This window comes from Bradyrhizobium sp. USDA 4473 (assembly GCF_054063335.1).
In genome coordinates, this window is record NZ_JBSSGE010000001.1 from 444,325 (window position 1) to 463,960 (window position 19,636).

Genomic DNA, 19,636 nt, shown 5'->3' on the forward strand with positions numbered 1-19,636 from the left:
GGAGATGACCAAACTTGCGCTTGTGGAGCAATCGAGCGGCCGGTCATGGCCGCATTCCGCAGGCGCGCGCCTGATGCCGGGCGGGCGCTAGAACATCCCCTCGCGCTCGCTGCGCTTCTTCTTTTTCGAGCGCTGCCAGACCACACCGGGATAGCCCTTCAGCGGCACCAGCGGCTCGCCGGTGTAGGCCCATTCCTGCAATTCCTCGATCGCGATGTGGTACAGCGGCTGCCGGCCGGTGCGACCCGAGAACAGCGCGCGCGGGATGTTGACCATGTGCGGCGACCGCGCGCGTTCGTAGATGATTGGCGTGCCGCAATTGGCGCAGAAGCTGCGCACGGTGTTGCTCGCGGCATCCTCATAGCGCGACAGCTCACTTGCGCCCTGGATGATGCGGAAGCGCTTCTTCCAACTGCCGACATAGGTCGCGTAGACGGCGCCGTGGGCACGGCGGCTGGCCTGCGTGTGATCGTGCCAGGCCCAGCGCGCCGGCACGTCGATCTCGAACCGCACCTTGCCGCACAGGCATCGGCCGGAAGCGGGCTTTGCGAGTGCCACGGGTTTTGGCTTTTTCGTCGGCTCGAACTCGTCGTCCGGAAACATATAAACACCGTCATTGCGAGCAAAGCGAAGCAATCCATCGAGCCGCGTCTGTGGAGCGATGGATTGCTTCGTCGCTTCGCTCCTCGCAATGACGCGGGTCGCGTCTACGCCTGCGCCAATTCGTCGTGCTCGGGATAATCCGTATAGCCCTTCTCCTCGCCGGCGTAGAAGGTGGCGCGGTTGTACTTGGTCAAGGGATAGCCGCGCTGCAGCCGACGCGGCAAATCCGGGTTGGAGATGAAGTAGCGGCCGAACGCGATCGCATCGGCATGGCCGTCGGCGACCGCGCTCGCGGCGGTTTCGCCGACGAAATTGCCGGCGGTGATCAGCACGCCGCTCCACATCGGACGGTACAGCACCATCGCCGACGGCACGTTCTGCCAATCGACCTCGGCGCGGCCGGTGCCGGAGGCGCGCGGCTCGATGAAATGCAGATAGGCGAGCCCGAACTTGTCCAGCGCCTTGATGGCGTGGCTGTAGAGCGGCATCGGGTCGGCCTCGCCGCTGCCGTTGGCGATGCCGTAGGGCGAGAGCCGCACGCCGACGCGGTCGGCGCCCCACACCTCGGTCACCGCCTGCGTCACCTCCAGCAGGAAGCGGACGCGGTTCTCGATTCCGCCGCCATACCGGTCGGTGCGCTGATTGCTGCGCGATTGCAGGAACTGCTCGATCAGATAGCCATTGGCACCATGGATCTCGACGCCGTCGAAGCCGGCGGCAAGCGCGTTCTTCGCGCCCTGCCGGTAGGCCTCGACCATCAGCGCGACCTCGCTGGTTTCGAGCGCGCGCGGCGTCTCGTACTCGACCACCTTGCCGTCCGCCGTCATGCACTTGAACTCGGAGGGGATCGCGACCGCCGACGGCGCCACCGGCAGCGCGCCATTGGGCTGGAACGAGGAATGCGAGACGCGGCCGACGTGCCAGAGCTGCAGGAAGATCAACCCGCCCTTGGCGTGCACGGCGTCCACCACCTCGCGCCAACCCGCGATCTGGGCCTCGCTGTAGATGCCGGGGACGCCGGGATTGCCGAAGCCGGTGGCGACCACCGGCGAGGCCTCCGCGATCAGCAGGCCGCCGGGCGTGGCGCGCTGCGCATAATATTCCGCATTCATCGGCCGCGGCGCCAGACTCGGCCGCGCCGCCCGCATCCGCGTCAGCGGCGCCATCACGACCCGATGCTTCAGCTCATAGGGACCAACCTTGAGCGGCGAAAACAGCGACGGAGAATTCATGCCTACCCCGATTATTCTGATGTGGTTTCCGTTATGGTGTGGGCATGATCTTGTCGGAAAACCGGTAGCCACTTTTCCGGATCATGCCCGTTATCTCACGGGTTCATCTTGTTCGCAAAAGCAGGTAGTGGCAATCTAGCGAACAGACAAGCAGGCTTGCCATGTCGAAAACGAGCGCCACATCGCTCCCCTCATTGAGCGTCCGCATCGATCTCGATGCCGAAGACCGCATCGGGCCGGGCAAGATCCTGCTGCTCGAGCAGATCAAGCAATGCGGCTCGATCTCGGCCGCCGGCCGCGCCATGGACATGAGCTACAAGCGCGCCTGGGACCTGGTCGACGAGATCAACCGCATCTGCCGCCAGGCGGCGGTGGAACGGCAGACCGGCGGCAAGAACGGCGGCGGCGCGGTGCTGACCCCGTTCGGCCTGTCCCTGGTGGCACGCTACCGCAAGATCGAACGCGATGCGGCGACCGCGGTCCGCAAGGATCTCGAAGCGCTGCGCAGCGACATCGGCAAGCCACGGAAGGCCGCAGGGCGGTAGGCGCAAGGCCGTCGCAACGGCTTATTGCAAAAATATCGAAAAACAACCCCATGCAAAGGAGCGGGTGGCGTTCGGGGCGGTATTCTAATATTCCGAAATCATGCGGTAGCGAGCGCGCCGATCGTTGAGACCTGTACCCCCTCACCCGCCGCGCAAACGCGCGGCGACCTCTCCCCGCAAGCGGGGAGAGGTAAGAAGCGGCCCTAGCCCGTCTTGATCCAGACCGCCTTGACGTTGAGATACTCCTCGACGTGCTGCTTGCCGGACTCGCGGCCGTAGCCGCTCATCTTGTAGCCGCCGAACGGCACCGCCGGATCCATCGCCTGGTAGCAATTGACCCAGACCGAGCCGGCGCGCAGCGCCTTCGCGACCTGGTGCGCCTTGCTGACATTGGTGGTCCAAACGCCGGAGCCGAGGCCAAAGGTGGTGGCATTGGCGCGCTTGATCAGTTCGTCCGGATCCTTGAACGAGATCGCCGAGATCACCGGGCCGAAGATCTCCTCCTGCGCGATGCGCATGCTGTCCTGCACATTGGCAAACACGGTCGGCTGCACGAAATAGCCCTTCGACAGCGCGCCCTCGGTGAGGCGGCCGCCGCCGGCCAGCGCCTTGGCGCCTTCCTGCTGGCCGATGTCGAGATAGCCGGAGACACGGTCCATCTGCTGCTGCGACACCAGCGGCCCGATCTGGGTGTTGGGATCGAGGCCATTGCCGACCTGCAGCTTCTTGCCGAACTCGGCGACGCGGCCGACGAATTCGTCATAGACCTTCTGCTCGACGAACAGCCGGGTGCCGGCGCTGCAGATCTGCCCGGAATTGGCAAACACCGCCATCGCCGCGCCCGGCACCGCCGCATCGAGATCGGCGTCGGCGAACACGATGTCCGGCGACTTGCCGCCGAGCTCGAGCGACACGCGCTTGAGGTTGCCGGCCGAGGCGCGGATGATCGATTGTCCCGTGATGTGCGAACCGGTGAAGGCGACCTTGTCGACATCGGGATGATTGGCGAGCGCGGCGCCCGCGGTCTCGCCATAGCCCGGCACCACGTTGACGACGCCGGGCGGAATGCCGGCTTCCATGCAGAGCTCGCCGATGCGCAGCGAGGTCAGCGGCGATTCCTCGGCCGGCTTCAGCACCACGGTGCAGCCGGTCGCGATCGCCGGGCCGATCTTCCAGATCGAGGCGGTCAGCGGCCCGTTCCAGGGGATGATGGCGCCGACCACGCCGATCGGCTCCTTCAGCGTGTAGGAGAAGATCTCGGCAGGCAGCGAGTTCTCGATGGTCTCGCCATGGATCGCGGTGGCCTGGCCCGCGTAGTAGCGCAGCATGCCGAGCGCGCGCAGCCGGTTGCCGCGGGTGCGGCTGATCGGCGCGCCCATGTCGAGCGTGTCGAGCTGGGACAATTCCTCGAAATTGGCTTCGACCAGCTCGGCGAGCTTGAGCAGCAGGTTCTGCCGCTCGAACGGCTTCACCTTGCTCCATGGCCCTTCGAAGGCGCGGCGCGCAGCGGCGACCGCACGGTTGATGTCCTCGGCATCGCCCTCGGCGACGGTCGCGAGCAATTCGCCGGTTGCGGGGTTGTGGGTTTCGAACGTCTTGCCCGAGGCGGCGTCGACCCATTTGCCGTCGATCAGCATCTTCTTGTAGGAGCCGTCGGCGTAAGGATGGCGCGTGATCGGAATAGCCTGCGAAACAGCCATGTTTGCACTCCCTGTCAAATTGTCGGCTGAGGTCTTCTGGAAGCGTTATATCGGCGATTTTACAACGCAGGGGCGAAACCGTAAAGCCGAGCAAGCGTTGTCGAGGGCGGCACGCATGAAAACCTCCCATGCGCCGGCGTGCATGGTACGATGGATTTTGAACCTCAGCCACAAATGTGTCCGGAGACCAGTGATGCCCCACCCCGTGATATCAGCTAATCATGTTGCCGTGATCACCGGCGGCGCATCCGGCATCGGCTTTGCCGCCGCATTGCGGTTTGCCGAGGCCGGGATGAAGGTCTGCATCGCCGATCTCGGCGACGACCGGCTGAAGGCGGCTGCGGCAAAACTGTCGTCTGCGGCATCCGGCGGTGCGGCTGATATCATGACGGCAGCGGTCGATGTCAGCCGGGCCGACGAGGTCGCAAACCTCGAGGCCGCCGTCGCCAAAAAATTCGGTGGCACCGACATCCTGATGAACAATGCCGGCATTCAGCCCGGCAGCGCGATGTTCGGACCCGCGGACAATTGGCAGCGCATCCTCGGCGTCAATCTGTGGGGCGTGATCAACGGCACCCAGGCCTTCGCACCCAACATGATCAAGCACGGCCGGCCCGGGCTGATCATCAACACCGGCTCCAAGCAGGGCATCACCACACCGCCGGGCGACCCCGCCTATAATGTCTCGAAGGCCGGCGTGAAGGCGTTCACCGAGGCGCTGCAGCATGAGTTGCGCAACACCGACGGCTGCAAGCTCACGGCACATCTGTTGATCCCGGGCTTCGTCTTCACCGGGCTGACCGCGCGCGGCCGCACCGAGAAGCCGGCCGGCGCCTGGACATCGGAACAGACCGTCGACTTCATGATCGAGCGCCTCGGAGCCGGCGATTTCTACATCCTCTGCCCCGACAACGATGTGCCGCGCGCGCTCGACGAACGCCGCATCCTGTGGGCTGCCGGCGACATCGTCGAGAACCGCCCGCCGCTGTCGCGCTGGCACAAGGATTACGGCGATGCATTTGCCGCATTCGTGAAGGGGAAGTGAAATCTTGATGCTCTCGTCATTCCGGGGCGGTCCAAAGGGCTGAGCCCGGAATCCATTTCACCACAGAGCCTGCGGCCTGATGGATTCCGGGCTCGCGCTTCGCGCGCCCCGGAATGACGAGGGATTAGCGCGCCCTAATTCGCCCGCACGTGCACCCGTGTCGCCGGCTGCGCCACCAGCGCCTCGCCGAGCTCGCTCTGCTGGGCGCGCGGGATCGAGAAGCAGACGCTGAAGCCGTCGGATGTGGTGAGCGTCATCATGCCCTGGGCCGGATCGGTCGACTGCTCGATGATCCATGAGTCCAGCGGATAGGCGTAGCGCAGCGACCGGTCGCCGAAACGGGTCTGCAACGCCTTGCTGATCAGCCCGGGCAACGTCATCACCAGCGCGCCGACCTGGTTGATCGACAGGCGGATGGTGGCGGGCTCACCCTTGCCGTCCACGAACCCCAGCGAAATCGCGCAGCCGTCGGACGCGACTTCGCAGGTTGTGAGTTCCTGGGTTTCGATCTGCATGCCGGCACTCCGGATCTCGTTATATTCATTACAATATATCGCGAAGACGACGAGCGTCCAGCCCCAAGTATAGAGGCTGCCGGTCCGGCATGGTCGCAGATGCCGTTAGAATAGATTGAAGCGCACACGGCTCCGGAGCGGTGCCCCGGGGCGCGCCGCTCACGGCCGTGGCTTCCATTCCGCAACCGTGATATATGATAGGATATAGCGAGGCCCGAACGGCCCGTTTCACCAGGGAGAGCGAAGCCTATGAGTGATTACAGTCTTCTCATCGACGGCAAAATGGTACCCGGCGACAGCACGATGCCGGTGCTCAATCCGGCGACCGAAGAGGTGGTGGCGCAGTGCCCGCGCGCCTCCAAGGAACAGCTCGACAAGGCGGTCGCCGCCGCGAAGGCCGCCTTCCCGGCCTGGGCCGCCACGCCGATGGCGGAGCGCCGCAAGCTCATCATCAAGATGGCCGAGGTGATCGAAACCAACACCAACGAGCTGGCGCGGATCCTGACCAGCGAGCAGGGCAAGCCGCTCGCGGACGCCACCGGCGAAGTGATGGGCATGGCCGGCTTCTTCCGCGATCTCGGCTCGCTCGAACTGCCGATGCGCGTGATCGAGAATTCCGGCGACCGCAAGGTCGAGGCCTATCGCCGCCCGCTCGGCGTGGTCGGCGCGATCATTCCCTGGAACTATCCGCTGCTGATCCTGGCGTTCAAGCTGCCGTCGGCGCTGCTCGCCGGCAACACCCTGGTGGTGAAGCCCGCACCGACCACGCCGCTGGCCTCCCTGCGCTTTGCCGAGTTGGTCAAGGACGTCCTGCCGAAGGGCGTGCTGAACTTCATCGCCGACGCCAACGATCTCGGCGATCACATGACCAAGCATCCGGACATCCGCAAGATTTCGTTCACCGGCTCGACCGCAACCGGCCAGAAGGTGATGGCAAGCGCTTCGCAGACGTTGAAGCGGATCACGCTCGAGCTCGGCGGCAACGATGCCGGCATCGTGCTCGACGACGTCGACCCGAAGAAGGTCGCGCCCGGCATCTTCGAAGGCGCGTTCCAGAACTCCGGCCAGGTCTGCCTCGCCATCAAGCGGCTTTATGTGCACGAGTCCGTCTATGACGAGATCTGCAACGAGCTGGTCGCCATCGCGAAGAACACCGTCGTCGATGACGGCTCCAAGCAAGGAACAAAACTCGGGCCGCTGCAAAACAAGATGCAGTACGAGAAGGTGAAGGCGTTCCTCGACGATGCCCGCAAGAACGGCAACGTGATCGCCGGCGGCGCCGCAATGGACCGTCCCGGCTACTTCATCGAGCCGACCATCGTGCGCGACATCAAGGAAGGCTCCAAGCTGGTCGACGAGGAGCAGTTCGGTCCGGTGCTGCCGGTCATCAAGTATTCCGACAAGGACGACGTGATCCGTCGCGCCAACGCCACCACCTACGGCCTCGGCGCCTCAGTATGGTCGTCCGACATCAAACGGGCGCATGAGATCGCGACCCGGATCGAGGCCGGCACGGTGTGGATCAACAAGCACCTCGACATGGCGCCGAACATTCCGTTCGGCGGCGCCAAGCAGTCGGGCATCGGCACCGAATTCGCCGAGGAAGGCCTTGCCGAATTCACCCAGCTGCAAATCATCAACGGCCCGCCGGCCGCCTGATCCGAAGGAAACATGCGGCCGCCACGCCTTGGCAACGCTTGGTAACCCTTGGTAACCCTTGACGCGGCGGCCCGCCCCTCTCCTCCACAACGAACAGAGCCCACCATGTTCGACGCCCAATGCGACCTCGCCGCCCTGGTCTATGACGACAACGACGATCCTGACGCCGTGCTGCGCGACTTCGCCGCCGATCTGAAGACGCAGGGCACACGCGTGGTCGGCATGGTGCAGACGGGCCAATGCGCCGATTCCAGCCTGTCCGCGGTGCTGGTGCATAGCGGCGAGACGCTGCTGCTGGCGCAGCCGCCGAGCCAAAGTCCTGAGAATCCAGGTGCCACCGGCTGCAAGCTCGATCTGTCGCGGCTGCACGATGCCGGCGTTCGCGTCGCCGACGCGCTTTCGGCGGGCGCCGATCTCGTCATCGTCAACCGCTTCGGCAAGCGCGAACGCGACGGCAAGGGCCTCGGCTTCGTGATCGATCGCGCGCTCGGTGCCGATATTCCGGTCGTCATCGCGGTGTCGCGCGCAAGCTTTGCCGACTGGATCAAATTCGCCGGCGGCATGAGCGTGAAGCTCGCCTGCGACCGTCCCGCGCTGGATGCCTGGTGGCACAACGTCTCGCTGCGGACCGCGGGGCGGGTCGCGCCGGATCGCACAACGGTGTGCGAAGTGTTCAAGTAAACATCAGCTCCGTAGCGCAGCCGACGGCGTAACCGGGTCACCCACTATCACCGTCATCCTGAGGAGCGCGTAGCGCGTCTCGAAGGATCGACGGCCCGGCCTGTGGCCGATTCATCCTTCGAGACGCGCGCAAGAGCGCGCTCCTCAGAGGGTGTGATTTTTTTGGGGTTTCAGCGAGCATTATAGCCGAAAGCCGGCGCGGTGTGATTCTCTGGCGATGATGGATTCGCGGGAGGTGATGTTGGCTGCCGATGAGTTGTTTGGGGACCTGCCGGAGCAGGCGAAGCCACCAGCCGAAGCGGGCTTGCCCGGCGCTCCGCGGCTGCGTGAGCCCCAGCGCGACCAGATTGCGCTGCGAGCGGTTGATATTGAGAGCCTGATCGGGGAAGACCATCCGGTGCGGCTGATCTGGTCTTATGTCGAAGAGCTTGATCTGAGTGAGTTGGAGGACCGGATCAAGGCTCGCGGCGATCGTCCCGGTCACCCCGCGACCTCGCCCCGGCTTTTGCTGGCGCTGTGGCTCTATGCCGCCAGCGAAGGCGTTGGCAGCGCGCGGGCGTTGGAGCGGCTGTGCGAGAGCCACGATGCCTATCGCTGGCTGTGCGGCGGGGTGTCGGTGAACTATCACCTGCTGGCAGACTTCCGGGTCGGCAACGCCGATCTGCTTGACCGACTGCTCAGTGAGCATCTGGCAGCGTTGGCAAAGGCCGGTCTCGTCGATCTGGAGACCTTGGCGCAGGATGGCATGCGGGTCCGGGCCAGCGCCGGGGCCGCCTCGTTCCGGCGCGAGGCGACGCTGGATAAGCATTTGGCGCAGGCTGAGGCCGTGGTGGAAGACCTCAAGCGCGAGGTCGACACACGCTCGGACGCCAGCAATAAGCGTGCCCGGGCAGCCAAGGAGCGGGCCGCGCGGGAACGCAGCGCGCGGGTGAAGGCGGCGCAGACGGCGCTCGCCGAGATCAAGCAGCAGCGCAAGGAGCGCGAAGAAAGTCGCGGCAACGGCAAGACGCCGAAGGAGCCGCGGGCCTCCACGACGGACGCCTATGCACGGGTCATGAAGATGGCGAACGGCGGCTTCCGCCCCGCCTACAACGTGCAGGTGACGAGCGTGGCCGGCGAGCAGATCGTCGTCGACACCAGAATTTGCAACATCGGATCCGATCGCGGCCTGATGCGCCCCATGCTGGAGCGGCAGCGTGCGCGGCCCGGAGGGTTGCCCAAGGACCATCTCGTCGATGGCGGCTTTGGCAGTGCCGAGGACATCGAATGGGCCTATGCCGAGGGCATCGATATCTTTTGTCCGCCCACTCAATCCAAGCACGGTACCGATCCCTATCTACCGCGGCGCGGCGACGGTCCGGGGGTGTTGGCCTGGCGTGCGCGAATGGCGAGCGAAGAGGGCAAGGCCCGATACAGGTCCCGGTCGATCTGCGAGTGCATCCATGCCCGCTGGCGCAATTGGGACCTGCGGCAATTGACCGTGCGCGGCATCGAAAAGGTCCGTGCCGTCGTGCTCTGGTACGCCCTCGTCAACAACATCCTGCAAGGCAACCGCCTCTCCAGAGCCTAAACAACGGGTCATCGCCGAACTCGAACTCAAACCTGCCAATTGCTGCGACGAACAGCCGCCAAAAACTCCGCAGGAGCCGAATCCGTCACAAGCTCTCAGGATGACGGTACAAACAGAATCGCAGGATCGGTCAGCTAACCCTACCCTACGCAACAGACACGCCTACAGCGTTTCCTGCTTGTGGTCGCAGTTCTTGCAGGTGAACTTGACGCGGGACTGGCCCTTTTCCGCCTGAACCCGGTTCGGCGCGCCGCACTTGCCGCAGACCGCCTCGATCCGGGTGGTGCCCTGCTTGATGACCAGGTTCCGCTTTTCCATGGTCTCGCGGATCAGGCGCTCGGCCTCTTCGCGCAGCGATTGCTTCGACATCATCCCCACCGGTCATTGGTTAGCGGGCGGCGTCATAGCACGACCCCGTGAAGCTTTGACAGCGGCTATCGCGCTCTTTTTGTGAGCGCATCCTAGATGATGAGTTGCTCGACCGGCAGTCGGAAATGCCGGGGTTTCAACGGTTTTGCCGGCCTGCCGACGCGAAACACGTTGACGAGGCGCAGATCCGCGCCGATCCGGCCGAGTTTGCGCGGCCGATCGTTGAAGTCGGGATGATCTGCCAGGGCCGAGATCGGACATGCCGCGAAAGCCCGCGCGATCGATCTCGAGCCAGCTGCGATAGAAGTGCCGCCCCGTCGTGAGTGGATCCTCACCGACCGGACGGCAGAACAGCACGATCGCCGCTGCCGAGATGGTCTTGGCGCGATCGGCGAGCAGCATTGCGGCGAGACCGAGACGATCCAGCGGCTTGAACAGGCCGCCGAGCACGTAGCGTGCGGCGGTGACCTCCACCGCATTCATGGCCAGCGCATCGCGATTGAGACCATCGAGCAGATAGTGCGGATGATCGGGCGACAGCCGCATCCATGCCAGCAGCTCGGCCCTGTAGTCGTCACCATGGACAAAGGAGAACTCGGCCTGGTCGGCCCAGCCGGCAATATCGGCGATCGCCTGGCGATCACAGATGCAGATCAGATCGTCACGCGCGACGGCAAGCTGCGCCAGCGATGTGCCGTCATCCGGCGACGCCACGAACTTGCCGCGCCATGACATCCGGCGCGCCGCATGATCAGCCAGCGGATCGGGCGCGACGCCTTGCCTGATCGCAAAGCTGCACAGCGCGGCAAATTGCGGCGACAGCGGCTGCTCGATCGTGGTCATGGCCGTGATCGCGAAGCCGCGGCGGTTGAGCGCAAGGCTCATGCCCTCCAGCGCCGCGCCGTGCGAGACGAGGACATCATGCCCCGCCGGGTCCGCGACCGGCGCGCGCACGCTGGTATCGTCGACCAGCGCCAGCCGCCCGTCGTCGAGCAGCCGCCAGCGCGTCGGCTGGATATTGTGGACGCTCGGCGCCAGCCGCGCCTCCGCGACCAGCTCGCGCAGCAGATCCGGCGTCAGGGCGCTCATGCCGCCGCCAACCGCTTGGTGAACAGATGCAGCCGGTGCAGCGGCGTGGCGCCGGCCTTCTCGACCTGGCGCAGCGACGGAGCGTTGATATCCGATATCCAGGTGCCGCCGAGCGTCCGATAGCCGGCCTGCTGCAACGCCAGCGCGGTGCGGTAAAGCATCGCGCCGTTGAGGCCGCGATTGTGCAGATCGCGGCAGACCGACTGATAGATCAGAACCGCACGCGTGTTCAGCATGCGGTGCTGCACGAATCTGAACGGTGCCAATAGCCCGACCCGGCCGCCGATCGCCTTGATCAATGGGTTGAGGTCCGGGATCGCGATGATCGCGCCAGCGGGACGGCCGCGGTGATAGACCACGGTCGAAATCCGCTTGTCGATGATCCACATCATGTCGCCGGCCTGGAACAGATATTCGGCCGCGGTCGGCGGCACGAACATCGGGTTGTCGGCGAAGCCGTCATTGAGGATCAGCCGCGCATCCTCCAGCCTCGCCTTGAAGGCAGAACGCTTGATCGGCTGCCAGACGAAACCCGGATCGGCGAGCACCGCGCGTTGCTTGTCGCCGAGCAGCTGCTCCGGCTTGCCGCCGTGAAGCGCGATCTCGAACGTCGTCATCGGGAAGGTCGCGGCATAGCCCGCGCGTTCGAGGTGCCGCGCGATATGCGGCGGCGACCACATCATGTCGGTGAACGGGGCGTGGTCGAAGCCATCGGTCATGACGCCGATCTGCTGCATCGCCGTCAGATTGAAATTGCCGGCGACCCGGCTCATGCCGCGCGCGGACAGCCATTGCTCGGCGGCGCGCAGCAGCGCATCGGCGACTTCGACATCGTCGATACAGTCGAAGAAGCCGAACGCGCCGTGACGGGTGCCGTGCTTGCGGTTCGACGCGTCATGGATCGAGGCGGCGATGCGGCCGACCGGCTTGCCGTCGCGATGCGCCGAGAACAGCGCATAGCGGCCATGGCCTTCGGTGATCAACGGGTTCTTCGCCGGGTCGAACATCCGGTCGAAATCGCTCCACAGGGGCGGTACGTAGAGGCTGTCCCGCCCATAGGCGTTGAGCGCGGCGTCGAATGCCGCCTTGCGATCGCCCTCGCGGATCTCAAGCGTCATTTGGCCTCCGGGGTCAATGCCAACAGCCGCCTGACCAGCGCCAACGCGGTTTCGGTGGCGGGATCGGCCGCGGTGACCGGCACCGCCAGCACGATCAGATCGAGCGGATCATGCGCGAGCACGATGACATGGGTGGCGCTGTTGGCCGTCATCAGCGAGATGAGGCGCTCGGCGGCCGGGTCGATCGGCGATAGGCCCCACGGCGCGTCGGGACGGCGCAGCACGCGCCGCGTCGACAGGACGTCGCGCAGCAGCGGCGGATCGTAGAGCGCAAGATCGCGTTCGCGGAAGCGCTGCGCGCTTTCGAAGATCGGGTGCCGCGCCAGCTCGGCGATCAACTGCTCGCGGGTCTGCGCCGGCGAGGTCGCGACCGAATTAAGCACGCCGGGCTCCTGGGATTCGAACAGCGCGCGCAGCGCATCGGTCATCAGCCCGATGGTCAGCACGCCGGCGATCGCGACCGCGACGAACCGCACCATCTGCGCGGCATCGACATCGGGCGCCATGAAGCTGGCGGCGAGCCCGAGCAGGCCCGAAGAGATCAGCCGCAGCGCCATCATCGCAAGTCCGTGGCGGCGGGTCTCGGCGCCGCCGCCGGCGATCAGCATCACGGTGACCGTGAGCAGCGCACCCAGCGCGCCGAGCCGGACCGGAATGTGGGGGAATAGCGTGCGGAAATCGGTCAGGATGAACGGGATCACCACCAGCGCGCCGACCGCCATGCGGCCGATGCTACGGTTCTCCGAGGCCATCAGCGCGGCGCGGTCGCGCGTCGCCAGCAGCACAGCGCAGGTGGCAAAGCCCAGCAGCTGGAATAGCGCCAGCGTGATCGCATAGGGCATCGCAAAGCGTTGCAGCCCGAATGTGCCGCCGAGGCCGAGCAGAATGCCGCCGGCAAGCGCCGCGACCTTGACCGCGCGCGGCGCATGCCGGCGCAGGATGCCTTCGGTGACGATCAGCGCGCCGAGCGGGATCAGCGCGGCCGGGATCACCGAGAGGCGGTCGAGCACGAAGCTTCCGCTCCACCACGCTAAGCCGCGGTCGAGAAATAGAAGCGCGATCACGCCGAGCGCGAGCAGCAGGCGGCGGGTCAGCGGGCTCCTTGGATCGCGGCGGTAGAACGTCATCATCGCCACGGCGACGCCGATGGCGCCGCAGAGATTGACGACGGAATCGGCGATCACCCCTGATGTCATTTGCCGCTCGTCAACTCGTCAATGGCGCGCCGGACCAGCGGACGCATCAAGGCCGCGACCAGCGCATTGCGCGGCTTCTCGATCGCGGGCCGGTGCGGGTTGAGGAACCAGCCGCGGCAATCGGTGCCGGAGCGGCGGCCGAGGATCAGCGCAATCGCCTCATAGGCCATCAGCATCCCGGTCGAGATCACCATCGGCGCAAACGACATCCGGCTGCGGCGGCCGGCCGCCACCTCGCCGGCGATCGCAAGATCGACATAGTTGCGCGAGGAGGAATGCAGCATCACGTGCTCGATCTCGGCCCGCATCGCGGCGCGGCGGTCGTCGTCGGTGATCTCGGTCCAGTTCTTGCCCAGCGTCGGAAAGCCAAGGCGCTGCTCGGGCCTCGGATCATGCGGACGCACCACGATCACCGACGGCAGCGGCGACATATAGGCGTCGATCACGGTCGCATCGGCGGCTTTCGCGGTCCGGTACAGATGCACGCCGGCGGCGATATCGTCCATGCCGTTGACGATCACAGGGCATCGTTCGGCGATCCCGGCGAGCTCGCTGGTCCAGTTCTCGCCGAGCACCTCGATCTCGATGGTCGGGTTGATGCGTTTGGCGGCTTCCGCGGCGACCGCCGCCTTCTCGCGGCCGACCTCGTCGGCGAAGGCGAACACCTGGCGGTTGAGGTTGGAGACTTCGAAGCGATCGATGTCGGCGATCACGAACTTGCCTACGCCGGTGCGCGCCAGCGCCATGAAGGCCGCGCCGCCCATGCCGCCGACGCCGCAGACGAACACCCGCGCCTGGCGCAAGAGCTGCTGCTCATGCTCGTCGATGAAGCCGATGTTGCGGCCGGTGAACGAGTAATAGTCGAAATTCATCGCGCGGCCCCGCTCTCCTGCTTGCGCGGACGCAGGGTGCCGAAGGCGCGGCTGTCGTCCAGCCAGTAGACCACCGGCAGCACCAGCCGCTGCAGGGCCAGCATCGCGGATGCCGCGAGCAATGCTGGCAGCGAGCCCGAGGGCACTTCGCTCATGACGTAACGGCGCGCGCCGGCCAGATCGATGCGGCCGAGTTGCAGCACATCGTCGCCGCGGCCGTAGTCGAGCTCGCGCTCGCAAAATTCATTGTAGATCGCGTTGCGATGTTTCGGCGCGATCTCGAAGGTCTTCTTCAGCGCGTCCGAGCCGCCGGTATAGGCATTGGTGATGACCGAGCGCGCCTCGTCGAAGCCGGCTTCCTCGCCGACGCCGAACACCGCACGGTGCCGGGCCATGATGCCGCGCGCCAGCTGCAGATGCGCAAAGCTCTGCCGCGCACCTGGTAGCGGCGACGGGAACACGTCCGAGAAGGTGTCGCTGACCATGCCGACCACCGCCGGCACCTGGGTGACGTTGGAGACCCATTTCGGCCGCAAGCCGTCGCGGGCGAACAGCACCAGCGCGGTCAGGCCGTAAAGCACCCAGGACAGCCCCTGCCCGCGCACATCGGGATCGACCATCACGAGGCCGAGATGGGTCACTTCAGCCGGCTCGCCGTCGAGCGGCACGTCCATCACCGACAGCGCGTTGAAGGCGATCGGTCGCCCGGTGTCTTCCTCCGAGATCAAGGTGACGACCGCGCGCGACAGCCGTTCCGGCTCGCCGGAGAAGATGCCGTAGCTCAGACTCTCGGCAGGCAGCGTCTTCGCGGCAACCATGCGCAGCTGCGCGACCAGCGCGTCGAGTTCGTCCTTGGGCAGCGACAGGCCGGGAGATTCGACGATGCGGGTGCGCTGCCCGGCCTGGGTCCGCAAAGTGAGATCGATGGTCGGCTGCGACAGCGCCTTCAGCCAGAAGCCGGCATGGCTGCGCAAGCCGTCAAAGGCCGCGCGCGCCTTCGCAAGACCCTTGCTGCCGCGCGAAGCGGGGGTCGGATTGTCCGTGGACGCCATTTCTCTGTCCCTCGGGCGCGATCTCTGCACTCCGGCCTGTTAAGGAGCCATGAGCGCAACCTGACGCTGTTCGCCGCAGGGTAAACGAGGCCTTCCGGAAACGGAACAAGTTGCCGCAAGAGCTGCCGTCCGTCATTGCGAGCGAAGCGAAGCAATCCACCCTTCCGCAGACGCGGGCCGATGGATTGCTTCGTCGCTAGCGCTCCTCGCAATGACGCGGAGGAAATGGGGCTCCCGGCTTACGTCGTCTTCTTAGGCCGCCTTGGACACTTCCATCAGCAGGCGCTCGGCCTTGGCGTCCTCGATGCGGTTGACGAACTTGCCGCTTTCGTAATTGTCGCGCACCGTCTTGGTCAGCGTCACGCAGGTCTGGACCAACATCACGATGCCCATCGTCAGATAGCCCTTCATCCAGAGGTCGATCGGCAGGAAGAACACGCCGACGCCGACGAGGAAGGCCGAGGCCGCGAAGGATGCATAAGTGAAGGTCACCCAGCTGCTGCTGTGGGGTTGAATGGTCTGGTTCATGGTCGTCTCCTTGATGTGATGTCGATTGAAGTTGGTGTGGTTTCAGGCTTGAGGTGTCAGGCTGCGTTCGGGCGCTTGGCTTTCAGCCGCGCCAGCACGTCGTCGGCGGTCGATTTCATGCGCGGGCCAAAACCCTGCTCGGCAAGCTTCTCGGCGGTGGCCAGCGGTCCCGAGGCGGTATCGATCTCGAACAGCGCGTCGTCGGCCGCCTGCATCTCGATCTGCCGCTCGCGCAGCCGCTTCAGCGTCGCCTCGGCTTCCGGCAGCGTCGACTCATAGGGCCGCGCCGCCTCGATGCCGCTCCGGCGCAGCGAGCGCACCGCCTCCGAGGCGCGGGCCAGCCGGCGGCCGCGATCGAGCTCGGCGATGCGCGCCTCGGCATTGGCGACGTGGCGCTTCAGCCGGGTGATCTCGGTGGCGAACAGCGTCCGCGCGGTCATCGCGGCATCGCGTTCGGCCTCGAGATTGGCGATCGCCTGCGCGGCTTCGCGGGCGAGATCTTCGCGGCCACCCTCGAGCGCCGCTGACGCGCGCACCTCCAGATCGGCGATCCGAGCGTTGGTGGCCTCGAGCCGGCGGCCTTCCTGCTGGTCGCCGGCGATGGCCAGAGCCAGCGACCGCTTCGAGCGCTCGACCGCGGCGGCGGCATCGCGCATCTGCTGGTCGAGGATGACCAGCGCGGTGCGGTCTTGCAGTTCCTCTTCGGCCACCGCAACGGTGCCGCGGAAAAGTGTGAAAACAGTTTTGAACATTTCATCGCTCCCTGTTATGAGCATCGCTCATGAATCTCTTGTACCACATAATGAGCATCGCTCAAGAATTATCTGAGCGTCGCTCACGCATGTGATTAATGGCGGGTAAAACATGTCCAAAGCATTGGAACGACGTGCAAAATTGCGCGAAGCGCTGATCGAGGCGGCGGAACGGGCGATTGCAGCAAAGGGTCTCGGCGGGCTGAAAACCCGCGAATTGGCCCAGGAAATCGGAGTCGCCAATGGCGGCGTCTACAATCTGGTCGAGGATGTCGACGAGCTGATCCTGCGGGTCGGCTCACGCACGCTGGCCCGGCTCGATGCCTCGCTGTCGCTGGCCGAGATCGGCGTGGCGGCCGCGCCGCGCGAGATGCTGGTGCGGATCGCGGTCGCCTATTGCGACTTCGCCGCCGACAATCTCGAACTGTGGCGCGCGCTGTTCGAGCATCGCATGCAGCCTGGCAAGCCGGTGCCGGAATGGGCGATCACCGAGCAGATGGAATTGTTCCGTCACATCTACAAGCCGCTCGCCGCACTGTTCCCGCAGCGCACGCCGGCGCAACTCGGCGTCACCGCGCGCAGCCTGTTCTCCGCCGTGCACGGCATGGTCGCGCTCGGGCTGGAGCACAAGCTGATCGCGGTGCCGATCGGCCAACTGCGCAGCGAGATCGCGACCTTGACCCGTGCGATGGTCGACGGGCTGACGGCGAAGAAGGATTAGCGCCGGTGCCCTATCCAGCGGCACATCTGCGTGCGGCATCAGCTGCGGCAATCGGCGCCATGCTGCTTTGACAGCCGATGTACTAGCAGAGCCCCTGGTTTCGCGACCCCGCGACTTGTCTACCGGCCGTGGGGTTCTACTTATAACAGCGCGCAAAGACCGCCCGGCCCGGCGGCCCGCGCATCGAAGCAACCGAGGTCGCGCGCGTGTCCACCAATATCGATCCCGATCTCCAGCACGACGACATCATGTACCCGCAGGTCCTGCCGTTTCTGCTGGTCCACGCAGGGTGTCTGGCGGCGATCTGGACCGGCGTCTCCTGGCAAGCGATTGCAATCTGCATCGTCCTGTACTGGCTGCGCATGTTTGCGATCACTGCCGGCTATCATCGGTATTTCTCGCATCGGGCTTACGCAACAAGCCGGACGTTTCAATTCGTCCTCGCGTTCCTGGCCCAAAGCAGCGCCCAGAAAAGCGTGCTTTGGTGGGCCGCGAAACACCGGCATCACCATCTTCATTCGGATACCGAGCACGATGTGCATTCACCCCGACATAAGGGCTTCCTGTACAGTCATGTCAGCTGGATCTTTTATCGGCAGCATGATGCAACGGATCTGACCAAAGTCGCGGATTTTGCCGCCTATCCGGAGTTGATGTGGCTGCACAAATTGGAGGTCCTCCCGGCGATCGTGGTCGCAGCTCTGTGCTTCCTCATTGCCGGATGGCCGGGGCTCGTGATCGGTTTCTTCTGGAGCACCGTGCTGCTGTATCACGCGACGTTTTGCATCAACTCGCTTGCCCATGTTCACGGGCGCAAGCGCTATGTCACGGGCGATGATTCCCGCAACAACTGGCTGCTGGCCCTGTTCACGATGGGCGAGGGTTGGCACAACAATCATCACGCCTACCAGAGCAGCGCGCGGCAAGGCTTCCGGTGGTGGGAGATCGATGCGACCTATTATGTCCTGGTGGCGTTGTCCTGGCTCGGCCTCGTCCGGAAGCTGAAGGCGCCGCCGGCGCAGGTTCTTCGCAACGAGCAGCGCCTGGGATCGCGCGTGATCAAGCGAACGGCCGAGCAGCTCGCCGGCCGTTTCAATCCCGAATACATCGCGCAGGCCATCAAATCGTCGGTGCACGAAACCGGGTTATCGGTGCGGGAGGCGCTTGTGCTGTTGCAGCACCGGGCCGATCTGCATCTGCCCAGCATTCCCACGCGCGAGCGGTTGCTGGCCGAAGCCCAGGCCATGTTCGCGAAGACCAGTTCGTTGGACGATATCGTCGACCGTGCCCATGAGCTGCTGGTGGAATCGGTTTGCCTGCTGCTGGCCGTTCCACCCGCGCTGGCCGGCGCAACGCCAAAGCCGCAAGCGAGCCGGCGGTAGCGTCTCGCAGCCTTACGGCTCCATCGTGTAGGCGCGCCCGGGCTCGAGCGCGTAGATGGTCAGGAAGCGCAGCGGCCGCTCCGGATCGCAATTGCGAAACAGCGTGTGCGGAATGTCAGCGCGATCCTGCAAGGTCTCGCCGGCGCGGTATTGCCGTGGCGCCTCGTCGCCATACGCCGACTCGGCAACGCCCTCGACGATGAAGATCACGCCGCCAACGGGATGGCGGTGCAGCGGCGCCACGCCGCCCGGCGGATAGGTCACCTCGGCAACGACGAGTTCGCGATGATCGCCGGGCAATGCAAGACGCTCGAGGGTCCTGCGCGTGACGCCGGCAAATCCGCCTTGTCGACCCTTTGCCTGACCGTCGTTGCTTTCAGCCATTGGAACCCCTTCCTTGGTCACGCGAGCCTTTGGCCCGATCAGATCGGGCTGCAATGATGATGGGGACGCTCCGACGACGCAACAAGCGCCTGAGCGTGACGACACACGTCACACAGGTGCCGCGAAGCCCTGTCCGTGAAGCCCTTGCCACACCTGCTGCCACGTTGCAGGATTCCCGCGCCGAAAACGGTCAGCAGTGGGCCTTGCATGAAAACGTGTATCGTGGTCGCCGCAGTGGCGCTCATCCTTGCAGCATCAGACGTCACGCCGGCGCTGTCGGCGCAACCCGCGCCGGAATGCTCGATGTCGGTGACATTGGCGGATTGGGGCGAGAATTCGACCGGCGATATCGACGTTGCCTCGGGCGAAAGCTGCCAGATTCCGATCGGGATCCGCGGCACGGTGACGGACTCGGCGATCTTGCAGAAGCCGGCCTATGGCAAATTGAAGAAGATCAACGCGTCGACCTTCGAGTACCGGGCGAAAGCCAAGTACAAGGGCAATGATACGTTTGCCATCAAGGCAACGGGTCAGGGACCGAAGGCGTCCGGCACCTCGGTCATCACCGTGCACGCAACGATCAAGTAATCGCCGCGATGGCGCTGAGCTCCCTCTCCCCGTGC

General features: G+C 65.1%; 21 protein-coding genes. 8 read left to right on the forward strand and 13 right to left on the reverse strand.

Translation table 11 applies throughout. The annotated features are described in order from the left end of the window. Positions 1-87: 87 nt before the first annotated feature. Both ACVW17_RS02135 and ACVW17_RS02140 read right to left on the reverse strand, forming a co-directional pair. Positions 88-603 carry a GFA family protein gene (locus ACVW17_RS02135; protein WP_456750254.1) on the reverse strand — a complete coding sequence of 172 codons (516 nt, stop codon included), beginning with the start codon at positions 601-603 and terminating at the stop codon, positions 88-90. A 104-nt stretch (positions 604-707) separates the two neighbouring features. Next, positions 708-1,835, reverse strand: coding sequence for an alkene reductase (locus ACVW17_RS02140; protein ID WP_456750255.1), 1,128 nt, complete (start codon positions 1,833-1,835; stop codon positions 708-710). A 161-nt stretch (positions 1,836-1,996) separates the two neighbouring features. On the opposite strand from ACVW17_RS02140, the gene ACVW17_RS02145 reads away from it, so the two are divergent. Continuing rightward, positions 1,997-2,380, forward strand: a complete 384-nt coding sequence (locus ACVW17_RS02145) for a winged helix-turn-helix domain-containing protein (RefSeq protein WP_456750256.1) — start codon at positions 1,997-1,999, stop codon at positions 2,378-2,380. A 203-nt stretch (positions 2,381-2,583) separates the two neighbouring features. Here ACVW17_RS02145 and ACVW17_RS02150 read toward each other — a convergent pair whose 3' ends face one another. Beyond that, positions 2,584-4,080, reverse strand: coding sequence for an aldehyde dehydrogenase family protein (locus ACVW17_RS02150; RefSeq protein ID WP_456750257.1), 1,497 nt, complete (start codon positions 4,078-4,080; stop codon positions 2,584-2,586). Positions 4,081-4,273: 193 nt separating this feature from the next. Between ACVW17_RS02150 and ACVW17_RS02155 the strand changes: the two genes are divergently transcribed. Next, on the forward strand, positions 4,274-5,125 hold the full coding sequence (locus ACVW17_RS02155) for an SDR family NAD(P)-dependent oxidoreductase (RefSeq protein ID WP_456750258.1): 852 nt from the start codon (positions 4,274-4,276) through the stop codon (positions 5,123-5,125). Between the two features lie 134 nt (positions 5,126-5,259). On the opposite strand, the gene ACVW17_RS02160 is transcribed toward ACVW17_RS02155, so the two are convergent. Continuing rightward, the gene (locus ACVW17_RS02160) at positions 5,260-5,640 is read right to left on the reverse strand and encodes a hypothetical protein (protein WP_456750259.1); all 381 of its coding nucleotides are present in this window, start codon (positions 5,638-5,640) and stop codon (positions 5,260-5,262) included. A gap of 249 nt (positions 5,641-5,889) precedes the next feature. Here ACVW17_RS02160 and ACVW17_RS02165 point away from each other — a divergent pair, with 249 nt between their 5' ends. The 3 genes from ACVW17_RS02165 to ACVW17_RS02175 all read left to right on the forward strand — a co-directional run bounded on the left by ACVW17_RS02165 (position 5,890) and on the right by ACVW17_RS02175 (position 9,550). Beyond that, complete coding sequence (locus ACVW17_RS02165; RefSeq protein WP_456750260.1) at positions 5,890-7,299, forward strand: aldehyde dehydrogenase family protein; 1,410 nt, start codon at positions 5,890-5,892, stop codon at positions 7,297-7,299. Positions 7,300-7,404: 105 nt separating this feature from the next. Continuing rightward, positions 7,405-7,980, forward strand: a complete 576-nt coding sequence (locus tag ACVW17_RS02170; protein WP_456750261.1) for a DUF2478 domain-containing protein — start codon at positions 7,405-7,407, stop codon at positions 7,978-7,980. 238 nt (positions 7,981-8,218) lie between these two features. Then, complete coding sequence (locus tag ACVW17_RS02175) at positions 8,219-9,550, forward strand: IS1182 family transposase (protein ID WP_456756372.1); 1,332 nt, start codon at positions 8,219-8,221, stop codon at positions 9,548-9,550. Positions 9,551-9,712: 162 nt separating this feature from the next. On the opposite strand, the gene ACVW17_RS02180 is transcribed toward ACVW17_RS02175, so the two are convergent. The 8 genes from ACVW17_RS02180 to ACVW17_RS02215 all read right to left on the reverse strand — a co-directional run bounded on the left by ACVW17_RS02180 (position 9,713) and on the right by ACVW17_RS02215 (position 16,526). Beyond that, on the reverse strand, positions 9,713-9,919 hold the full coding sequence (locus tag ACVW17_RS02180; RefSeq protein ID WP_024581255.1) for a hypothetical protein: 207 nt from the start codon (positions 9,917-9,919) through the stop codon (positions 9,713-9,715). 12 nt (positions 9,920-9,931) lie between these two features. Beyond that, positions 9,932-10,873: a hypothetical protein gene (locus ACVW17_RS02185; protein ID WP_456796739.1), complete on the reverse strand. Its 942-nt coding sequence runs from the start codon at positions 10,871-10,873 to the stop codon at positions 9,932-9,934. Positions 10,874-11,004: 131 nt separating this feature from the next. Further along, positions 11,005-12,126 carry a GNAT family N-acetyltransferase gene (locus tag ACVW17_RS02190; protein WP_456750263.1) on the reverse strand — a complete coding sequence of 374 codons (1,122 nt, stop codon included), beginning with the start codon at positions 12,124-12,126 and terminating at the stop codon, positions 11,005-11,007. Further along, positions 12,123-13,322, reverse strand: a complete 1,200-nt coding sequence (locus ACVW17_RS02195; protein WP_456750264.1) for a hypothetical protein — start codon at positions 13,320-13,322, stop codon at positions 12,123-12,125. Before ACVW17_RS02195 ends, ACVW17_RS02190 begins: the two co-directional genes overlap by 4 nt. Next, positions 13,319-14,194, reverse strand: coding sequence for a HesA/MoeB/ThiF family protein (locus ACVW17_RS02200; RefSeq protein WP_456750265.1), 876 nt, complete (start codon positions 14,192-14,194; stop codon positions 13,319-13,321). Before ACVW17_RS02200 ends, ACVW17_RS02195 begins: the two co-directional genes overlap by 4 nt. Then, positions 14,191-15,246 carry a hypothetical protein gene (locus tag ACVW17_RS02205; protein WP_456750266.1) on the reverse strand — a complete coding sequence of 352 codons (1,056 nt, stop codon included), beginning with the start codon at positions 15,244-15,246 and terminating at the stop codon, positions 14,191-14,193. Before ACVW17_RS02205 ends, ACVW17_RS02200 begins: the two co-directional genes overlap by 4 nt. A 252-nt stretch (positions 15,247-15,498) precedes the next feature. Then, a complete protein-coding gene (locus tag ACVW17_RS02210; RefSeq protein WP_212011886.1) occupies positions 15,499-15,774 on the reverse strand; it encodes a YiaA/YiaB family inner membrane protein in 276 nt (91 codons plus the stop codon). Between the two features lie 56 nt (positions 15,775-15,830). Further along, on the reverse strand, positions 15,831-16,526 hold the full coding sequence (locus tag ACVW17_RS02215) for a PspA/IM30 family protein (RefSeq protein ID WP_212011887.1): 696 nt from the start codon (positions 16,524-16,526) through the stop codon (positions 15,831-15,833). A 112-nt stretch (positions 16,527-16,638) separates the two neighbouring features. Between ACVW17_RS02215 and ACVW17_RS02220 the strand changes: the two genes are divergently transcribed. Together ACVW17_RS02220 and ACVW17_RS02225 are read left to right on the forward strand one after the other, a co-directional pair. Beyond that, positions 16,639-17,247: a TetR/AcrR family transcriptional regulator gene (locus tag ACVW17_RS02220; RefSeq protein ID WP_456750267.1), complete on the forward strand. Its 609-nt coding sequence runs from the start codon at positions 16,639-16,641 to the stop codon at positions 17,245-17,247. Positions 17,248-17,453: 206 nt separating this feature from the next. Next, positions 17,454-18,629: a fatty acid desaturase gene (locus tag ACVW17_RS02225; protein ID WP_456750268.1), complete on the forward strand. Its 1,176-nt coding sequence runs from the start codon at positions 17,454-17,456 to the stop codon at positions 18,627-18,629. A gap of 12 nt (positions 18,630-18,641) precedes the next feature. Here the strand turns inward: ACVW17_RS02225 and ACVW17_RS02230 are convergent, their stop codons facing one another. Next, positions 18,642-19,013 carry a cupin domain-containing protein gene (locus tag ACVW17_RS02230; protein WP_456750269.1) on the reverse strand — a complete coding sequence of 124 codons (372 nt, stop codon included), beginning with the start codon at positions 19,011-19,013 and terminating at the stop codon, positions 18,642-18,644. 207 nt (positions 19,014-19,220) lie between these two features. On the opposite strand from ACVW17_RS02230, the gene ACVW17_RS02235 reads away from it, so the two are divergent. Further along, positions 19,221-19,601 (forward strand): hypothetical protein, encoded by a 381-nt coding sequence (locus ACVW17_RS02235; protein ID WP_456750270.1) that lies wholly within the window; start codon positions 19,221-19,223, stop codon positions 19,599-19,601. The last annotated feature ends 35 nt before the right edge of the window (positions 19,602-19,636 follow it).

Coding starts and splice junctions, on each gene's coding strand:
- ACVW17_RS02135 (WP_456750254.1), bottom strand. CDS start 603: ATGTTTCCGGACGACGAGTTCGAGCCGACGAAAAAGCCAAAACCCGTG.
- ACVW17_RS02140 (WP_456750255.1), bottom strand. CDS start 1,835: ATGAATTCTCCGTCGCTGTTTTCGCCGCTCAAGGTTGGTCCCTATGAG.
- ACVW17_RS02145 (WP_456750256.1), top strand. CDS start 1,997: ATGTCGAAAACGAGCGCCACATCGCTCCCCTCATTGAGCGTCCGCATC.
- ACVW17_RS02150 (WP_456750257.1), bottom strand. CDS start 4,080: ATGGCTGTTTCGCAGGCTATTCCGATCACGCGCCATCCTTACGCCGAC.
- ACVW17_RS02155 (WP_456750258.1), top strand. CDS start 4,274: ATGCCCCACCCCGTGATATCAGCTAATCATGTTGCCGTGATCACCGGC.
- ACVW17_RS02160 (WP_456750259.1), bottom strand. CDS start 5,640: ATGCAGATCGAAACCCAGGAACTCACAACCTGCGAAGTCGCGTCCGAC.
- ACVW17_RS02165 (WP_456750260.1), top strand. CDS start 5,890: ATGAGTGATTACAGTCTTCTCATCGACGGCAAAATGGTACCCGGCGAC.
- ACVW17_RS02170 (WP_456750261.1), top strand. CDS start 7,405: ATGTTCGACGCCCAATGCGACCTCGCCGCCCTGGTCTATGACGACAAC.
- ACVW17_RS02175 (WP_456756372.1), top strand. CDS start 8,219: ATGTTGGCTGCCGATGAGTTGTTTGGGGACCTGCCGGAGCAGGCGAAG.
- ACVW17_RS02180 (WP_024581255.1), bottom strand. CDS start 9,919: ATGTCGAAGCAATCGCTGCGCGAAGAGGCCGAGCGCCTGATCCGCGAG.
- ACVW17_RS02190 (WP_456750263.1), bottom strand. CDS start 12,126: ATGACGCTTGAGATCCGCGAGGGCGATCGCAAGGCGGCATTCGACGCC.
- ACVW17_RS02195 (WP_456750264.1), bottom strand. CDS start 13,322: ATGACATCAGGGGTGATCGCCGATTCCGTCGTCAATCTCTGCGGCGCC.
- ACVW17_RS02200 (WP_456750265.1), bottom strand. CDS start 14,194: ATGAATTTCGACTATTACTCGTTCACCGGCCGCAACATCGGCTTCATC.
- ACVW17_RS02205 (WP_456750266.1), bottom strand. CDS start 15,246: ATGGCGTCCACGGACAATCCGACCCCCGCTTCGCGCGGCAGCAAGGGT.
- ACVW17_RS02210 (WP_212011886.1), bottom strand. CDS start 15,774: ATGAACCAGACCATTCAACCCCACAGCAGCAGCTGGGTGACCTTCACT.
- ACVW17_RS02215 (WP_212011887.1), bottom strand. CDS start 16,526: ATGTTCAAAACTGTTTTCACACTTTTCCGCGGCACCGTTGCGGTGGCC.
- ACVW17_RS02220 (WP_456750267.1), top strand. CDS start 16,639: ATGTCCAAAGCATTGGAACGACGTGCAAAATTGCGCGAAGCGCTGATC.
- ACVW17_RS02230 (WP_456750269.1), bottom strand. CDS start 19,013: ATGGCTGAAAGCAACGACGGTCAGGCAAAGGGTCGACAAGGCGGATTT.
- ACVW17_RS02235 (WP_456750270.1), top strand. CDS start 19,221: ATGAAAACGTGTATCGTGGTCGCCGCAGTGGCGCTCATCCTTGCAGCA.